Origin of the sequence: Bacillus pumilus (assembly GCF_900186955.1) — a bacterium.
In the GTDB taxonomy this organism is placed as follows: domain Bacteria; phylum Bacillota; class Bacilli; order Bacillales; family Bacillaceae; genus Bacillus; species Bacillus pumilus.
Genome location: NZ_LT906438.1, coordinates 191,271 through 207,887 on the forward strand (window position 1 = coordinate 191,271; position 16,617 = coordinate 207,887).

Consider the following 16,617-nt stretch of genomic DNA (forward strand, 5'->3'; position numbering starts at 1 on the left):
GTGAACAACCTTCACTGGGCTTTTTTTTATATTTATAGACCATTCGACCAATAAAAATAAAATCCATTTGAACGAATTCTCTCTCCATGTCGTCAAAAGAAGTGATATCAAAACAAATTGGTGTTTGAAAAGGGAGTGGTGTGGATGGATATGAAGATGATTTTACCTCTCATTTTGCTGCAAGCGATTTTAATGGTGATTGGTTTGTTTGATTTGCTGAAAAGAGATCCGTCGAGAATCAGGGGAGAAGTGAAGTGGGTTTGGGCTTTGGTGATTGTGTTTGTGGCGAGTGCCGGTCCTATTGCGTATTTCATTTTTGGTCGTAAACAATCTTAGTAGGGGGGATTTGCTTGAATATGCTGGAGTGTCATGAGCTGACGAAATCGTATGGCCCGAATGAAGTTTTAAAAAATGTCTCGTTTTCTGTTGGGGAGGTTGGATGTGTCGGCTTTTTAGGAGCCAATGGTGCGGGGAAGACAACGACGATTCGGATTTTGACGGGGCTTGCTCGTCCTACGTCTGGCGTCGTGAAGGTGGCGGGTTTGGATGTGACAAAAGACATGGATGACATTAGTCATGTGATTGGCTGTTGTCCGCAGCAGCCTGCATTTTATCAGGATATGACGGGGCAGGAGTGGATGCATTGGGTTGGCGGGTTATTTCAATTAGAGAAAAACATCATTCGATCCAAAACAGAGGAGCTGTTGAAGCTTTGCCGGATATATGAGGCGAAGGATCGTGCCATTGGCAGCTATAGCGGAGGGATGAAGCAAAGGCTTGCCATTGCGCAGGCACTTATCAACAGCCCGAAGGTTCTGATCTTGGATGAGCCTGTGTCTGCACTTGATCCAATGGGAAGGAAAGATGTCCTGACTTTGATTGAGCGTCTAAAGCATGAGATGTTGATCTTTATGTCGACCCATATTTTAGACGACATTGAACGAGTGGCGGATCATATTATCATGATCAACAGTGGAAAAATTGAGATGTCCTCTTCGATGAAACAGATCAAAGAAGACTATATCCAGCCAGTGATTGAATTTCAATTAGAACAACAGAATACGAAACTAGTGGCTTTGTTAAAGGAGCGGGATTGGGTGGAGGAATGCATTGAAACAGGAGACGCTTATCAGGTGCGAGTCAACGATCAACAAATGGCATTGAAGGAGCTGCCTCGTCTCATCACTGAAGCTGGCGGTGTTCTCCTCCATTATCGACTATCTAAGCTGACGCTTGAAGATATTTTCATGAAGGTTGTGACGGCGTGATGATGTTTAAAAAGGAATTTAGGGAGTTATTCACTAGTTATAAAATGTTATTTGTGCCGATTATTTTTACGATTTTAATGATCACACAGCCTATTACGCTTAAAATGCTGCCGGATCTTTTGTCGAAATCAGCGAATCTACCTGAAGGGTCCACATTTTATATACCAGAGCCTAGCGCTGGTGAGGCTTTAGCGAGTGCATTGAGTAAGTTCGATTCGCTTGGCGTTTTTATTCTCATTATGATCGTGATGGGGACGATCGCAGGAGAGCGTGCCTCTGGGGTGACGGCGATGATTATGGTGAAACCGATCAGTCGATTGAGTTACTATGTCTCGAAAATATGCGCCTATGCTTGTTTGACCTTGTTTAGTTTGGTGGTTGCGGTGCTTGCCTCCGTTTATTATGTGGACATCCAATTTGGGCATCTGGATTGGGTCAATGTGGTAAAAGGAACGCTTCTTTATTACCCCAATTTATTGCTGATTGTGGTATCGACCATTTGTGCTTCGGCATTCTTTACGCGTTCCGTCACAGCTGGCGGTGTATCGCTTTTGATCAACCTTATTCTATTTACCGTTCCTTCATTTTATGAGGATACATTAGGGAAGTTTGCGCCTAAAGGCGTGACAAGTGCGGCCGAGGAGATGATTCATAGAGGGACTTATTCGGATCAGGCGCTTACAAGCTTGCTAGGTGTATCGGTATTGATCAGTTTCTTTTTTCTCATCGGATGGTTTCTTTTTAGAAAACAAGAATTATAGCAGGCGGTTGCGATTGTTTCTTCAGGTTTACTATGAGCATAAAAATCTGAATACCGTTGAAAGTTTGATATGATGATAAAAATTGACTGTATTTTCAGAAAAGGAGTTTTTATCAATGAAAACATCACGTAATCCGGAGGCCATTCACCCGCCAGTTGCACCCTACACTCATCAAATAGAAACAACAGGACCACAGCGGTGGTTAACCCTATCAGGTCAAGTGGGGATGGAGGCTGATGGAACCATCCCAGAGAGTTCGTTGGAGCAGCTCGAATTAGCATTAGAAAATGTGAAACGAAACGTAGAAGCGGCAGACATGGCGGTAGAGGACATCACGAAACTAGTATTTTATCTCGTAGGAGAGTTCGATGCGGAGAGCAGAAAACGAATCATGGGGCAGTTTTTAGGTGATCATCTGCCTTGTATGACGATGATTTATGTGGTGGCATTGGCTTCACCTGCTCTTAAGGTAGAGGTGGATACTTGGGCGTGTCAGGAGATTTAATAGGTAAAAGATTGGGTGATTGATGCTCAATCTTTTTTTGTTTTGTGAAATTTTAAGGGTTCTTGTTGAATAAATTATCTTTAACTTGATATTCTTTATATGGTAATATCAGGGTGGATATCGAGCGATCTCATTACATTTACATGTCATCGTAAAAAACATTCAATTAGTTAGCAAGTATCAGGGAGGATAGAGTGTTGTTTCAATCAAACAAAGAATTAAAAAGAAACGCCATTTTTTTCGCAGGGATTGGAGCGGTTTTGTGATTTTAATGATATTGAAATGGTTTTCGATTTCTGCAGACTGGGAGCTGACGTTGATTTTTTGGGGATTGGGGATTTTGTTTTATTTGAAACGTGTGACGCGGAAAGAAGAAAGTCATCATTCATCAATTCATTCGTATGAAACCTAGAATGTATATTCTAGGTTTTTTTATTAAATTTACCTTAAAACGTATGTTTTTACATGGGTGTAGAGACCAATTTTTTAAAAGTGTGGTAGGATAAATATGCTTTTATATTTTCCGAAGGAGCTGTCGTGTTGAAGGGGTCTAGGGTTGAGTTAATTGATAGTTTGCGTGGTTTTAGTTTATTAGGTATTTTGATCGTGAATATGCTTATTTTTCAATATGATTATGATTTTGAGAAAATGTTTGATTCGAGTTTTTGGGGGCAGGAATTTGGCGTTTATGTAACGGAAATTTTGTTCCAGGGGTCGTTTTATCCGATTTTCTCCTTTTTGTTTGGATATTCTTTTATCAAGCTGATTGAATCTACGAAAGCTAAGGGACTCAATACGAATGCCATTGTCGTCCGCCGAGGTTTTGGTCTGATTGTGCTTGGAATGCTGCATTACATCTTTATTTGGAATGGTGACATTCTTCTTTATTATGGAGCTTGTATGCTTTTCTTGATGATGTTTATGAGCAGCCGGATCAAAACAATGCTGATTTGGTCGGGTGTGTTAGGTGCATTGTCATTGGTGGTTTTGCCATATCTGATGACCTTTGTTTATGGAAATGATGATTTGTTAACTGATGTGTATGCGAAGGGTGCATACGGTGATATTTTATTGAGCCGGATTACGATTGAAGACGATATGATGATTGTGACCATTATTATGGCGATCGTGACCATTACGCTGATGCCAATCCTAGGTTTTCTATTCGGTACGATCATGGTGGGTCCATTTGCACTGCTTGGCATGGCTATTGGGAAAAAAGGTCATTTGACAGAAGTAGATCGAGGCATGGCTTATCGTAAAGGCTGGGTTGGGATGATTATCATCGGGCTCGCCTTAAAATGTGCGACGTTCATTGATGCTCCTTGGAGTGAAATGGTGATGACGTTAGGTGCCTATGTTCTGACGATCGGTTATATTCAAGCCTTTATTGTTTTTTACTATTCAAAGGCTGCTCAAGGGTTGAAACGTCTGCTTGCAGGGCTTGGCCGTTTGTCCCTTTCAAATTATTTGGCGCAGTCGATCATTTGTACAACGATTTTCTATTCTTATGGACTTGGTCTATTTGGACAAATGGGATCAATGTTTGGACTGCTGCTCGCTGTCGGACTGTATACAGCACAGCTGTTCATCAGCTATCTCTATTTGAAAAAATGGAGAAGAGGTCCGGTGGAGTGGATGATGGGAAAATGGGTGTATTGGAGAAAAATTTTGTTGGGGAAGGCCGCATAGCTGAAAAGCTGTGCGGTTTTTTAGTTGAGTTGCAATCAAAAAATGGTTGATTATTCTTTCAATGTGTATATAATGTATATATAGTGTATATACAATATTTCGTTCCAAACACTAGTACAGAAAAAAAGAGGTTTTTATATGCAAATTACGATTTCAAACCACTCTAAGGAGCCCATCTATGAGCAAATTACGAATCAAATTAAATCGATGATTTTAACGGGTGAGCTGGCGGAAGGCGCGGCACTACCGTCTATTCGAAAGCTGGCGAAGGATTTGCAAATCAGCGTCATCACAACAAAGCGGGCATATGAAGAGTTAGAGAAGGCAGGATTTATTTATTCGATTGTCGGTAAGGGATCATTTGTTGCCGAGCAAAACCTAGAGGTCATGAGAGAGAAGAAATTGAAGGTGATTGAGGAACAGCTTGGAGCAGTTGTTACAAACGGCAAGGAATTAGGCTTATCTTTTGATGAATTGCAGCAGTTATTAAAGTTCTTGTATGAGGAGTGAGATGAGTGGAGCACGTGATTGAATTCAAAGGAGTATCAAAACGATTCAAGGACTTTTCTGTTCAGAATCTTGATTTACAGGTCAAAAAAGGCTTTGTTACAGGGTTTATTGGAGAAAATGGCGCTGGTAAGTCGACTACGATTAAAATGATTATGAATTTATTAAAACCAGATTCGGGTGAGATTAAAATCTTCGGATTAGATTACCGCACCCATGAAAAAGAGATTAAGGAACGAATCGGCTTTGTTTACGATGCTAACGTTTTTTTCCCAGGATTGAATTTAAAGGACATTAAACGAATTGTGGCACCTGCCTATAAACGCTGGGATGACCAGCTTTTTTATCAATATATTGAACAGTTTGGTCTGCCGTTGAATAAAGCGATCAAAACATTTTCAAAAGGGATGCAGATGAAGGCGTCACTTGCGATTGCGCTGTCGCATCATGCCGAGCTGATTATCATGGATGAACCAACTGCTGGGTTGGATCCGGTCTTTAGAAGAGAGCTGCTCGGCACGTTACAAGAATTGATGATTGATGGAAATCGAACGATCTTTTTCTCGACGCATATGACGACTGATTTAGATCGCATTGCGGATTATATTGCGTTTATACAAAATGGAAGATTGGTCTTTCAACAGTCGATTCATGAGGTGGCGGAGAATTATGCGCTGGTGAAGGGGAGCCTGGATTTATTGGATCGAGACACAGAAAAGGCGTTTATCCATATTCAGCGTACGGCAGCCGGATTTGAAGCATTAACAGATCGGATTGATGAGGTGAAACTTATTTTTGGGGATGCTGTTGTGATTGAACCGGCGTCGCTTGAGGATATCATGTTTTATTTGAAAGGCGGGGTTGCGCATGTATCATTTAATTAAGCGTGATGTGATTTTGCAAAAGAAGCAGTTACTTATTTTTATTCCGTTTATCTTATTTTTTATTTTCATGGATGTCCATCCAGTATTGACGTTTCTAGTCGCTAGTGTCTTCATTCCATTTAACACATACGCTTATGATGAGAAGGCAGAAACGAATATTCTATTAAATTCTTTGCCTTATACACGGAATGAAATTATTGCATCTCGTTATCTTGGTGCCGTTTTTTATATGGTCATTGCGATCGGGCTGACAAGTGTTGCTTTATTTAGTTTTGGGAAGCTGTTTTCGATGACGGATATTGCTCTTGGCAGCGGGTTGTTTTTATTGTTCGCGGCGTGTACGTTTCCATTGTTTTATATCTTAAAGCCTGGTTATATCACAACGGCAGTGCTCATTGGCTTTATCCTATTATCTGCTATGGGACCGCCAGTTGTTCTCTATTTAGCAGAGCAATTCAGTGGGGTCACTGATTTTATGATGAATTTATCGATCCCTATTTTATATACGGGATCAACTGTGCTGATTATGCTCATCTACTTGCTGTCTTGGGGACTTTCTACTGCGATTTACCAGAGGAAAGTGTTCTAATTCAGATGATCACATCATTTTTAGAGAATCATTCATTTTGAGGTAAGACTTTCAAAATGGATGATTCTTATTTTTTTGCATCTGGTGAAATTGACATACAGAAGAAAAGAGGTTATTATTAATTAACATAATGTTAATAATTTTTAACATATTGTTAAATAAATCATCCTTTAAGAAAGGGATTTCAAATGGAGATTAAAAATCGAATTAAGGTATTACGGGCAGAAAGAGACTGGACACAAAAGGATTTGGCAGAGAAGTTAGGTGTGACTCGTCAAACTGTGGCAGCGATTGAAAATGGTAAATATTCTTTGTCTTTAAAATTAGCCTTTCAAATTGCTAGGACATTTGAAGTTGATTTGTATGACGTATTTCAAGAGGTCGACAAGGAGGAACCACAATGATGACGACGATCATTCTTTATTCTTTGATTATCCTTTCTATTTTAAGCACGGCCTTTCAATTTAAGAAAAACCGTGAATATAAACATGATGAACGAGGTCAATTTATTCTAGCGAAAGCAGGAAGTTTTTCTATTGTAGGTGTTGCTTTAGCTTATCTATTAGTTGTTATCATTCAATCTTTAGTCCATCAATTTTCATCTCCAACAGAATGGTTTTATATAGCGATTACTTTTATGTATGTATCAAGTGTTTGCGCAAATACAATCGGCATCATCTATTGTGAAAGAAAATATTAATTTTCATCGAGGGATGTAGGCTAGAGTTCTTCATCATGAAGGGAAGAGAAAACCAATGAAAAAAATATTGAGAATCATGCTGATCTCCATAGGCACCATTATCACGGTCATGGTTGTTTTTCTAGCTACTGTTTATTTTGTAAACCTCATTAGTAATGAACGGGAGAAGGGGAAAATAGAAGCTTATGGGCAAAAGGTCTTGGTGGATGGGAAGCAAATGAATGTGCTCATTCAAGGCGATGGGAAAGAAACGATTGTACTTCTCCCAGGCTATGGAACTGCTTCACCAGTGCTAGATTTCAAGCCTCTAGTAGATGAATTATCACCTTATTATAGAGTCGTAGTGATTGAACCATTTGGATATGGTTTAAGTGACGATACAGATAAAGTACGGACAAGTCAAAACATTGTAGATGAGATTCATGAATGTTTGCAGAAGCTTAACATTAAAAAGTATACGTTGATGGGTCATTCGATCTCTGGCATTTATGGATTAGAATATGTGAATCAATATGAAAAAGAAGTCCAAGCGTTTGTTGGAATTGACAGCAGTGTTCCTAAGCAGGAGGATGCAGATGAATTGCCAGTCTCCAGCTTACAGCTGCTTCATCAATCCGGCTTTTACAGATTGATAGTGAAAATGAATCCAGATCAACTGTTGATGCCTAAAGTGGATGATCAAACGAAAGATCAGATCAAAATGCTGACCTTTCAAAATTTCTTGAATGAAAGCCAAGCTAGTGAGGCAGAAAACTTTAGAAACAATTTTAAAAACGCTCAACGATTACATTTGCCTAAGAATCTCCCCGTTGTTTTCTATCTAGCGGATCAAACGGAGGAAGAAACACCAAGCTGGAAACCAATGCATGAAGATCTACTGAAAAATGTAGATCGCGGAAAAGTAGTTACTTTCAAAGGCGGCCATTATTTGCATCATACGAAATCGAAGGAAATCGCAGCTGATTTTAGAGAATTTTTATCTAACATCGAGAGTCACCGTTAGTAATATACCTTCCCCGCATCATCTAGTTACCCAAGTTTATCGAACAATATTTTCATTTTCTAGTGTTGAAAAATTTACAATTTGTACTTGAAGAGACCGTGTGAGCGGTCTTTTTTTTTATTCTATACAAATCTTTAAGAACAGTTTATAATGAAAAATACAAATATACATACCAACGGTCGGTATGTAAAAGGGGGCGTTTTATTTGGCCAGAAATAAATATCCAGAAAAGACAATCAAGCAAATTTTAGATGTGTCGACGAAGCTGTTTCAGGAAAAAGGATTTGAAAAGACGAGTTTGCAGGATATCATCCAAGAATTGAACATGTCTAAAGGGGCTATTTATCATCATTTTAAATCGAAGGAAGAAATATTACGTGCCGTGATGGAGAGGCAATTTCGTCGAAAGATTGATGTTTCTCAATTAGAATGAACATTCTGATTTTTATTTTTTATGTTGTTTGTTGATGAGGGGGAAGAAAAGTGGCTCAAAAGGAATTAAAGAGAGGGTTAAGTGCCCGCCATATTCAAATGATCGCACTTGGCGGCACGATTGGTGTTGGCTTATTTATGGGGTCAGCCAAGGCCATTCAATGGACAGGTCCATCGGTTCTTCTCGCGTACGCAGTATGTGGTATCTTTATCTTTTTTATTATGCGTGCGATGGGAGAAATGTTATACGTTGAACCGAGTACAGGTTCATTTGCTACATTTGGTCATCAATATATTCATCCGCTTGCGGGGTATATGACAGCTTGGAGTAACTGGTTCCAGTGGGTCATTGTCGGGATGTCGGAAATTATTGCCGTAGGCGCTTATATGAAATATTGGTTTCCAGAGCTGCCAGCGTGGATTCCAGGATTAATTGCGATGATTATTTTGGGAGCGGCCAACTTGATTTCGGTTAAATCGTTCGGTGAGTTCGAATTTTGGTTTGCAATGATCAAGATTGTGACGATTATTTTAATGATCATTGCAGGTCTAGGCATTATTTTCTTTGGATTTGGAAATGGCGGGACGCCTATTGGCTTGTCTAATCTGTGGGCGCACGGCGGGTTCTTTACAGGTGGATTTAGCGGATTCTTGTTTGCATTGTCGCTCGTCATTGCTGCCTATCAGGGTGTAGAGCTGATTGGGATTACAGCAGGTGAAGCACAAAATCCAGAAAAGACGCTGACCAATGCCATCAAAAGTATCATCTGGCGTATTTTGATTTTCTATATCGGTGCGATCTTTGTCATTGTGACAGTGTATCCTTGGGATCAGCTGAATACCCTTGGCAGTCCATTTGTGGCGACGTTTGCGAAAATTGGGATTACAGCAGCCGCTGGTATTATTAACTTTGTCGTCATTACAGCAGCGATGTCCGGCTGTAATAGTGGGATTTTCAGTGCGGGACGTATGCTTTATACATTAGGTGTGAATGGACAGGCGCCTGCTTTCTTCACCAAAATTTCAAAGAATGGTGTGCCGTATTTTGGGACATTCGCTGTGCTGATTGGTCTAGCGGTAGGAGTTGTCCTCAATTATGTTGCGCCACCAAACATTTTCGTCTATGTGTATAGTGCGAGTGTACTTCCTGGTATGGTGCCATGGTTTGTGATTTTGATTAGTCATATCGGCTTTAGAAAGGCGAAGGGATCTGCGCTTGATCAGCATCCATTCAAAATGCCGCTAGCGCCGTTTTCTAATTATCTTACAATCGGTTTCTTATTGATGGTGCTTGTATTTATGCTCATTAATCAGGATACGCGTATTTCTCTAATTGTGGCAATTGGGTTCTTGATTGTAGTAGCGCTTAGCTTTTATGTCTTTGGGATCGGGAAACGGAAGCCGATCGAAACAGCTTCTTCTGATCAAACGGTAAAATAATCAAAGGCCTTGCGGGATGGACCGCAAGGCCTTTTTTTGTTTAGAGTGAAGCTCTTACACGGTTAAAGACATCTGGAAAGTTGGTGAAAAGACCGGTGACGCCGTATTGCAGTAGACGGGTCATATCTGCTTCGTTGTTGACCGTATATGGGTGGAGGAGGAGTCCGTGGCTTCTGACCTGCTGTACGTTTTCAAGTGTCAATGCTCTAAAATTCGGTCCGACACCCACTGCATAAGATTTGATGAAATCGAGCTGATCATCTGTGATGGACGTCATTTGTGTTCTGTCTAATAGCTGTACTTTTGGAAGGCGTGGATCTAATTTCTGTAGTTTTAGCAGGCTGTCTTGACTAAAGGATTGGATAATGACCTGCCCTTTTCTTGTGTGTTTCCCGAGAAGATGATGTTTTTTTAGGGTCGCCAATAGTTTTTCTTCCATTTGCGGATAGATGTCTGGTTTTTTTGTTTCAATATAATAATTTTCTCGTTTACCGAAATAGCGCAGCACTTCATCTAATGTGAGGACTCGCTGTCCGATATAGTTGGCGTTTTGTCTGTCGGGATTGACTTCATTAAACCAAGTACCAGCATCAAGCTGTTTGATTTCGGCAAGTGTGAGGTCTTTGATCCAGCCCGTTCCGTTTGTGGTGCGGTCAACGGTTTCATCGTGCATGACGATGAGATGTCCATCCTTTGTCATTTGAAGGTCGAGTTCGAGGTAATCCGCATTCATCTTTGTGGCGAGTTTGTAAGAAGCCAGGGTATGCTCTGGTGCATACCCTGATGCTCCGCGATGTGCAACGGTTAGAATACGATCTGGAGATAAAAGATGTTCATGTGCTGATACGGTGGTCGGCACCCACGCAATAGACAGTAAAGCAAAAGAGAGCAACAAGAAAGCAAGTAATCTACTTTTCTTCATATTTTATCCTCCTTTTACGGTAACTGCCTCCATCATAAGAAATAGATGTAAAGGGCATGTTGGGCGGATATGAATCTTTTATGTGATTTTCATTAAGCTTGCTCTACGCGCTTCCCTGTATTCCAAGTCATCGCTAGGAAGACAATTGCAAGCACACAAGAACCAACCAATAAAATGAAGCCTCCTGTCCAGTCGTAATGATCCACGACGACGCCCATCATCGCATTGGCGAAGGCAGAGCCGCCAATATAACCGAAGAAGCCTGTGAGTCCAGCCGCAGTGCCAGCCGCTTTTTTAGGAGCGAGGTCAATGGCTTGAAGTCCAATGAGCATGACAGGTCCGTAAATTAAAAAGCCGATGCTGATGAGGGCAATGTTATCGACCATTGGATTGCCAGCAGGGTTTAACCAGTAAACAAGCACCGCAATTAACACCCCAGCCATAAAGAGGACGCCTGCGGGTGCACGGCGGCTTCTAAAGAATCGGTCACTAATCCAGCCGCACAATAATGTGCCTGGAATGCCTGCATATTCATAAAGAAAATATGACCAGCGTGAATGCTCTGGTGAAAAGCCCTTTGCTTCTGTTAAGTAGGTCGGCGCCCAGTCCACGACACCGTAACGGACGAAGTATACAAAGACGTTGGCAATGGCGATATACCAAAGGAATTTATTGTTGAGTACATACTTAAATAAAATCTCTTTCACTGTTAATTCTTTTTCTTGATCTTCATACTGCTGTGCCGGATAGTCATTACGATATTCCTCGATTGGCGGAAGACCAGCGGATTGCGGGGTATCCCGGACGAGAATAATGATCACGAAGGAGACGATAATGGCAATGATGGCAGGGAAGAAAAAGATGCTTTTCCACGTCGCAAACAGCACAATCCCTAAGGTGATGAGCGGTGCAAGAATTCCCCCGCCGATATTGTGAGCGACGTTCCATATGGACATTTTCGTTCCGCGTTCACTAACCGAAAACCAATGCGCCATCGTCCGTCCGCATGGCGGCCACCCCATGCCTTGGAACCAGCCGTTTAAAAACATGAATAAGAACATGATCCATACACTTGACGTCACCCATGGAAATGAGACAAATAGGATATTGATAAGGGCTGATAGAAAGAGTCCAGTGGCTAAAAAGTATCTTGGGTTACAGCGGTCTGAGATCATCCCCATGATGAATTTACTAAAGCCATAAGCGATGGAGACAGCTGCGAGTACAAAGCCTAATTCACTTTTCGTGAACCCTTCTTCCTGTAGATACGGAATAGCAAAAGCGAAATTTTTCCGCAGCAAATAGTAGCCCGCATACCCGATAAAGATGCCTAAAAAGACTTGCAGCCGTAGCCGCTTATACGTCTCGTCTGTTTTGGCATCATCGAGCCTGTCGATATGCGGAGCGGGTTTAAACCATTTGAACATAAAGATCCTCCTCTTGTCGTTGTCCGATTGACTGAAGCAAAAGTACGAGATCAGCGTTTGATCTTGTACTTTTTAAGAGACAAAAGAATTGATAACGCTTTCTTTTGTACTCCCATCATATCGGATGGAAGAGACGTTTATGATGAGGCTTTTGTCATAATTTTGGAAAAACAGTTCATCAAGTAACGAAAAAAATCCGCACAATGGCGGATTTTTTCTTAGCTGTTACAGAGACACATTAATTTTCGCAGATTTCTTTAGTTTTTCAATTTCTTTTTGTACTTCTTTCTGCTTTTCTTGAGATTCTAGCTGTTTTTTAATTTGTGATTTAACCTCTTTGTACTCTGGTGCTTTTTGCTTTTGTTTTTTCATTTCATCAGCGTATTTATCATAGTACGCTTTAACGTCCTTTTCAGAGACGGACACTGATTTGATTTCTTTGTCGACATACTGGCTGTATTTGATGCTGTCGGCAATGTCACTTTTCAGCTGATCCATGGTGAGTCCGCTTTTCTTAAGGGCTTCTTCAAATTGAGCGTTGTCTTTGAATTGTTTCTTTTCTTCTTTTAGCTGTTTATCTACCTGCTTGTCAGAGGCTTTGATGCCCTTCTTCTCAGCATCTTGCAGAATGAGCTCTTGACCTACGAGCGCATCAATGGTTTGTTTCTTGACTGCTTTTGCGCCTTCTTTAGATGTTGGATCCTGACCAGATTGCTGAAGCTGTCCTTGAATAGTCGATAAAGCGCTATTATATTCATTACCTGTGATTTTGTCTTGGTTGACGGTCGCAACGACCTTTTGATCATCGATTTTTTGTGCGTCTAATTTCTTTTGCATCTCTTCCATTTGCTTTTGCTGTTCTTTTTGGTCAGCCTGTGTTGTCTCCTTGCTTTTGGCTGAATCGTTTTGCTTATCTTGTTTGGCATCGTTTGACGAGCAGGCTGCAAGCCCAACAGATAACAAACAAGCGATGAGTGTGTATGATACCTTTTTCATCATTTTCTCTCCCTTCGGTATGAGAACATCTAGTGCGCATTCTAACCGTTTTTTAGGAAAAATAAAACCGTACAGACAATTTGTTAGCGGATTGACATGTTTTTTATCTGTTTGTCCTCATTTTGTCTTCTCATAGTCATCTTGTGACAGACTCAATCGTGGAATAATTGTTCCATCGCTTCGTCGATATTGGTGATTGGCTGGCGGCAGCTGTAGTTTTCACAAATATACACGGTGGTTTTGCCATCGATCGTTTTGTAATTTTTTGTAAAGGGCGCGAGTTTTGCTAATTCCTCCCCTGTTTCGGCAGTCAATATGATATCAAATGGCATGAAGCGTTTTTGAAGCGCCTGTAAAAGCTGTTCTTTTTGAGGGTCGCCGTTTTTTCCGAGAATGATGATTTCTCTTTTCGTTGCATATTGAGCGAGGAGCCCTTGCAGAAACGCTGTGTGCCCGCTTGGATAGGAAGAGACATCGACATAAAAGGCTTTGAACATCTGCTCTAATGTGTCCAGCCAATCCTGACGTCCGGTCAGTCTGCTTAGCATGAGAAGCTGCTTGAGTGCGGTGCTGTTACCAGAAGGCATGGCGCCGTCGTACACTTCTTTTTCTCGAACGATGAGCGCTTCCGCATCTGATCCTGAGAAGAAAAAGCCCCCTTTTTCCTTGTCCCAAAACAGCTCAAACATGTTCTTGGCAATGGCTGTCGCTTTTTCCAGCCATGCTAATTCAAAGGTCGCTTCGTATAAAGACATATACGCTTTTAGCATATGAGCATAATCCTCGATAAAGCCTAGGTGCTTTACGTCACCTTCTCTATATCGGACCATGAGACGATCATGTTGGACGAGGTGTGTTTCTAGAAAAGACATCGCCTGTTTCGCCATACGGATGGCTTCCTCTGCACCAAATACCCTTCCTGCTTTGGCGAGAGATGAGATCATCAGTGCATTCCATGATGTGAGTACCTTGTCATCGACAAGCGGTGCGGGTCGCTGCTGTCTGACAGATTGTAAAATGTGCCGAGCCTCTTGCAGCTTAGACTGAAGCGCATGGTCATCAATCGAAAAAGAGGCTTTGATGTCATCAAAAGAGGTGGAAATGGTATGAGGGATGTTCGCCCCTTCAAAGTTCCCCTCTTCTGTGATGTGATAGATAGCGCAGAATAATGCGCCGAGGTCCTCGCCTAAATGAGTCATGATCTCATCTTTTGACCAAACGTAATATTGTCCTTCTTTCCCTTCAGAATCTGCATCTATCGCTGAATAAAAGGAGCCGCCCGGATTCATCATATCTCGCTTGATAAAGTGGATCAGGCGGTGGACAAGCTTTTCGTATTCAGGTTGTTGAGTGAGCTGATACGCTTCTGTGTAAGCTTCCATCAGCAAGGCGTTATCATACAGCATTTTTTCAAAATGAGGCACAAGCCATTTTTCGTCTGTTGAATAACGAGAAAAACCTGAACCGACATGGTCGTATATACCGCCATTTGCCATTCCATCTAACGTTTTCATGACTGCATATAGCGCATTTTCCTGCCCAGTCCATTCGTAATAGCGCATCAAGAATGAAAGCATATGAGGTGCAGGAAATTTTGGCGCGGAGCCGAATCCGCCGTGCAGCGTATCAAAGCTGCTCATGAGCTGATAATAGGCTTTGTGGATCGCCTCTTGAGTGAGCGTACTTTCTGTCTGCCCTGCTGCTTTGATTCGTAGATTATTTGTCGCCTTCTCTGCCAATGATTCGATATGATCGCGGTCGTTGTGATATGCGTCCCGCAACTGTGTCAGTGCCTCGATGAAGCCAGGACGCCCGTAAGCACTTCTCTTTGGAAAATACGTCCCCGCATAAAAAGGCTTTTGATCAGGCGTGACAAACACATTGAGCGGCCAGCCGCCTTGCCCCGTCATCATCTGACAAACAGACATATACATCGAGTCGATATCTGGACGCTCCTCACGATCGACTTTGATTGAAATGAAATGCTCATTTAAGATGTCAGCGACTTGTTGATCTTCAAAGCTTTCGTGTGCCATGACATGGCACCAGTGACAAGTGGCATAACCGATGCTGACAAGCACTGGCTTATTTTCACGCTTGGCTTTGTCAAAGGCTTCTTGCCCCCACGGGTACCAGTGAACTGGGTTGTGGGCGTGCTGAAGGAGGTATGGCGATTTTTCAGTGATGAGTGGGTTGGGTGTTTGGTTGTTTGGCATGGGTCACCTGCTTTTTCATCATTAGTTTAATTTCATCTTAAATTTCTTAAGGGGTAGAGACTAAGTCAGAATTTGAGTGTATCATTTTGTTAAAATATAGGTTGCTATTTTAGAATGTGGGGAGTTCTGATGTCTAAAAAAACAATGAGCCATTTATCATTACTATGCTTTGTAATAGGTGTTCTACTTTGGGTCCCTAATTGGATATTTGGATATGGAAGCGGAATATGGTTAATGAATTATGTCTTAGGTCCAGTTGGTATTATATTAAGTATTTATGGTAGAAATTATCTTTATACGTTTTTAAACTTGCTCACGACATTTAGTTTCTTTATATTCATGTTTCTTGGGTATCTCTAATTGAGACGCGACATCTATTCGCTTATCTAATACAAAATAATGAGAACGGAGAGATGAAATGGATTATGTTTATCAGAAAAAGGAAAAGAAAAACGGTAATTGTGTTATTTCCGTTAGAGATAGATGGGAGAATTCAATTATTGAATTTGAAAAAAGCAACATCATATTGATATAGTGGTTAATTACCGTAATGATAAAACAACGAAGAATTCAATACCAATAGAGATTTTTGAAAAAGTTTACGATGATCTGCAAAGAGGTAATTGAGGGGATTTTGGTTCCTTCAACTACCTGTTACATTTATATTCGCTTTTCTATTAATAACTTCAATTGATCTTTGCTTAACCAAGGTTACGTTTCTACAATCTCTAATAACACAGCATTTTGATGTAACTTGTCAATTCTCCTCTATTTCTTCACTAACACATATTGTAGGTGTTCTAATTCAAACATAGCGATCAGTTCATCAATGTCTTTAAAAACGATATGTTTCCCAAACCGTTTTTTGCATAGGTCAATTTCTACATCCAATTGATCATCCTTTTCTTTCGTTTCGAGTTCATCTAGACAAGAATAGATTTCGATGGTTTCTCCTGTTGACAGCACTTTTTCAATGAATTGAAAAAGTGCACGAAGAGAATGAATGATTTCTAATTCATAAACAAAAGGATGCGTGAATTTGTTTCTTACCGCTTCATAGACAGGATCTAGATAATCAATGTGAATGCCTTCGAAATCCTCTTCTGTTTCAAATACTTCTATCAAAGGATCTTCTTTTTGATAGGTTTTGTGCTTTTTTTGTATTTTATCAAACAATTTGATATTGAGTTCAGAGAGTGGTTTATAGGTAGGATTTTGACCAATGGTCCCAAGCGGCAGTTCTTTGTTTGATCCAATATAATGCTGTAAAGTCAT

Annotated in this window: 17 protein-coding genes and 3 pseudogenes; 14 read left to right on the forward strand and 6 right to left on the reverse strand. The window is 40.9% G+C overall.

From position 1 onward, the window contains the following. The first annotated feature begins 144 nt into the window (after positions 1 to 144). The 13 genes and pseudogenes from CKW02_RS01110 to CKW02_RS01175 all read left to right on the forward strand — a co-directional run bounded on the left by CKW02_RS01110 (position 145) and on the right by CKW02_RS01175 (position 9,781). Entirely contained in the window at positions 145 to 336 is a 192-nt protein-coding gene (locus tag CKW02_RS01110) for a PLD nuclease N-terminal domain-containing protein (protein WP_003217265.1), read from the forward strand. 14 nt (positions 337 to 350) lie between these two features. After that, positions 351 to 1,268 (forward strand): ABC transporter ATP-binding protein, encoded by a 918-nt coding sequence (locus tag CKW02_RS01115; RefSeq protein WP_003217202.1) that lies wholly within the window; start codon positions 351 to 353, stop codon positions 1,266 to 1,268. Then, a complete protein-coding gene (locus CKW02_RS01120) occupies positions 1,265 to 2,029 on the forward strand; it encodes an ABC transporter permease (RefSeq protein WP_080550343.1) in 765 nt (254 codons plus the stop codon). Before CKW02_RS01115 ends, CKW02_RS01120 begins: the two co-directional genes overlap by 4 nt. 115 nt (positions 2,030 to 2,144) lie before the next feature. Continuing rightward, entirely contained in the window at positions 2,145 to 2,534 is a 390-nt protein-coding gene (locus CKW02_RS01125; protein ID WP_003217194.1) for a RidA family protein, read from the forward strand. 540 nt (positions 2,535 to 3,074) lie between these two features. Next, the gene (locus CKW02_RS01135) at positions 3,075 to 4,226 is read left to right on the forward strand and encodes a DUF418 domain-containing protein (RefSeq protein ID WP_034620740.1); all 1,152 of its coding nucleotides are present in this window, start codon (positions 3,075 to 3,077) and stop codon (positions 4,224 to 4,226) included. 138 nt (positions 4,227 to 4,364) lie between these two features. Then, positions 4,365 to 4,736, forward strand: coding sequence for a GntR family transcriptional regulator (locus tag CKW02_RS01140; RefSeq protein WP_003217079.1), 372 nt, complete (start codon positions 4,365 to 4,367; stop codon positions 4,734 to 4,736). A 5-nt stretch (positions 4,737 to 4,741) separates the two neighbouring features. Beyond that, on the forward strand, positions 4,742 to 5,617 hold the full coding sequence (locus tag CKW02_RS01145; RefSeq protein ID WP_003216953.1) for an ABC transporter ATP-binding protein: 876 nt from the start codon (positions 4,742 to 4,744) through the stop codon (positions 5,615 to 5,617). After that, the gene (locus CKW02_RS01150) at positions 5,601 to 6,206 is read left to right on the forward strand and encodes an ABC-2 transporter permease (RefSeq protein WP_003216994.1); all 606 of its coding nucleotides are present in this window, start codon (positions 5,601 to 5,603) and stop codon (positions 6,204 to 6,206) included. The genes CKW02_RS01145 and CKW02_RS01150 overlap by 17 nt, the downstream gene beginning before the upstream one ends. A gap of 188 nt (positions 6,207 to 6,394) precedes the next feature. After that, positions 6,395 to 6,610 carry a helix-turn-helix transcriptional regulator gene (locus tag CKW02_RS01155; protein ID WP_003217221.1) on the forward strand — a complete coding sequence of 72 codons (216 nt, stop codon included), beginning with the start codon at positions 6,395 to 6,397 and terminating at the stop codon, positions 6,608 to 6,610. Beyond that, complete coding sequence (locus CKW02_RS01160; RefSeq protein WP_003217102.1) at positions 6,607 to 6,906, forward strand: hypothetical protein; 300 nt, start codon at positions 6,607 to 6,609, stop codon at positions 6,904 to 6,906. Before CKW02_RS01155 ends, CKW02_RS01160 begins: the two co-directional genes overlap by 4 nt. Before the next feature lie 55 nt (positions 6,907 to 6,961). Then, a complete protein-coding gene (locus tag CKW02_RS01165; RefSeq protein ID WP_003217041.1) occupies positions 6,962 to 7,909 on the forward strand; it encodes an alpha/beta fold hydrolase in 948 nt (315 codons plus the stop codon). A 205-nt stretch (positions 7,910 to 8,114) separates the two neighbouring features. Then, positions 8,115 to 8,312 (forward strand): annotated as a pseudogene (locus tag CKW02_RS01170) (TetR/AcrR family transcriptional regulator); the annotation flags it as partial. Between the two features lie 80 nt (positions 8,313 to 8,392). Further along, complete coding sequence (locus CKW02_RS01175) at positions 8,393 to 9,781, forward strand: amino acid permease (protein ID WP_003216910.1); 1,389 nt, start codon at positions 8,393 to 8,395, stop codon at positions 9,779 to 9,781. A gap of 40 nt (positions 9,782 to 9,821) precedes the next feature. Here CKW02_RS01175 and CKW02_RS01180 read toward each other — a convergent pair whose 3' ends face one another. The 5 genes and pseudogenes from CKW02_RS01180 to CKW02_RS20410 all read right to left on the reverse strand — a co-directional run. Beyond that, positions 9,822 to 10,703: a glycerophosphodiester phosphodiesterase gene (locus CKW02_RS01180; protein WP_003217121.1), complete on the reverse strand. Its 882-nt coding sequence runs from the start codon at positions 10,701 to 10,703 to the stop codon at positions 9,822 to 9,824. 92 nt (positions 10,704 to 10,795) lie between these two features. Then, the gene (glpT, locus tag CKW02_RS01185; RefSeq protein WP_003217195.1) at positions 10,796 to 12,130 is read right to left on the reverse strand and encodes a glycerol-3-phosphate transporter; all 1,335 of its coding nucleotides are present in this window, start codon (positions 12,128 to 12,130) and stop codon (positions 10,796 to 10,798) included. A 225-nt stretch (positions 12,131 to 12,355) separates the two neighbouring features. Further along, positions 12,356 to 13,126, reverse strand: a complete 771-nt coding sequence (locus CKW02_RS01190) for a SurA N-terminal domain-containing protein (protein WP_034620738.1) — start codon at positions 13,124 to 13,126, stop codon at positions 12,356 to 12,358. A gap of 152 nt (positions 13,127 to 13,278) precedes the next feature. Further along, positions 13,279 to 14,766: a thioredoxin domain-containing protein gene (locus CKW02_RS20645; RefSeq protein ID WP_308218263.1), complete on the reverse strand. Its 1,488-nt coding sequence runs from the start codon at positions 14,764 to 14,766 to the stop codon at positions 13,279 to 13,281. 84 nt (positions 14,767 to 14,850) lie between these two features. Continuing rightward, positions 14,851 to 15,342 (reverse strand): annotated as a pseudogene (locus CKW02_RS20410) (thioredoxin domain-containing protein); the annotation flags it as partial. Positions 15,343 to 15,760: 418 nt separating this feature from the next. Here CKW02_RS20410 and CKW02_RS20415 point away from each other — a divergent pair. Then, positions 15,761 to 15,969, forward strand: a pseudogene (locus CKW02_RS20415) (hypothetical protein). A 141-nt stretch (positions 15,970 to 16,110) separates the two neighbouring features. Here CKW02_RS20415 and CKW02_RS01210 read toward each other — a convergent pair. Continuing rightward, the gene (locus CKW02_RS01210; protein ID WP_003217126.1) at positions 16,111 to 16,617 is read right to left on the reverse strand and encodes a hypothetical protein; all 507 of its coding nucleotides are present in this window, start codon (positions 16,615 to 16,617) and stop codon (positions 16,111 to 16,113) included.

Excerpts from the sequence above, each read along its gene's own strand:
- CKW02_RS01165 (WP_003217041.1), top strand. The coding sequence starts at position 6,962 with ATGAAAAAAATATTGAGAATCATGCTGATCTCCATAGGCACCATTATC.
- glpT (WP_003217195.1), bottom strand. The coding sequence starts at position 12,130 with ATGTTCAAATGGTTTAAACCCGCTCCGCATATCGACAGGCTCGATGAT.
- CKW02_RS01210 (WP_003217126.1), bottom strand. The coding sequence starts at position 16,617 with ATGACTTTACAGCATTATATTGGATCAAACAAAGAACTGCCGCTTGGG.
- CKW02_RS01180 (WP_003217121.1), bottom strand. The coding sequence starts at position 10,703 with ATGAAGAAAAGTAGATTACTTGCTTTCTTGTTGCTCTCTTTTGCTTTA.
- CKW02_RS01190 (WP_034620738.1), bottom strand. The coding sequence starts at position 13,126 with ATGAAAAAGGTATCATACACACTCATCGCTTGTTTGTTATCTGTTGGG.
- CKW02_RS01140 (WP_003217079.1), top strand. The coding sequence starts at position 4,365 with ATGCAAATTACGATTTCAAACCACTCTAAGGAGCCCATCTATGAGCAA.
- CKW02_RS01155 (WP_003217221.1), top strand. The coding sequence starts at position 6,395 with ATGGAGATTAAAAATCGAATTAAGGTATTACGGGCAGAAAGAGACTGG.
- CKW02_RS01110 (WP_003217265.1), top strand. The coding sequence starts at position 145 with ATGGATATGAAGATGATTTTACCTCTCATTTTGCTGCAAGCGATTTTA.
- CKW02_RS20645 (WP_308218263.1), bottom strand. The coding sequence starts at position 14,766 with ATGAGCAGCTTTGATACGCTGCACGGCGGATTCGGCTCCGCGCCAAAA.
- CKW02_RS01150 (WP_003216994.1), top strand. The coding sequence starts at position 5,601 with ATGTATCATTTAATTAAGCGTGATGTGATTTTGCAAAAGAAGCAGTTA.
- CKW02_RS01160 (WP_003217102.1), top strand. The coding sequence starts at position 6,607 with ATGATGACGACGATCATTCTTTATTCTTTGATTATCCTTTCTATTTTA.
- CKW02_RS01125 (WP_003217194.1), top strand. The coding sequence starts at position 2,145 with ATGAAAACATCACGTAATCCGGAGGCCATTCACCCGCCAGTTGCACCC.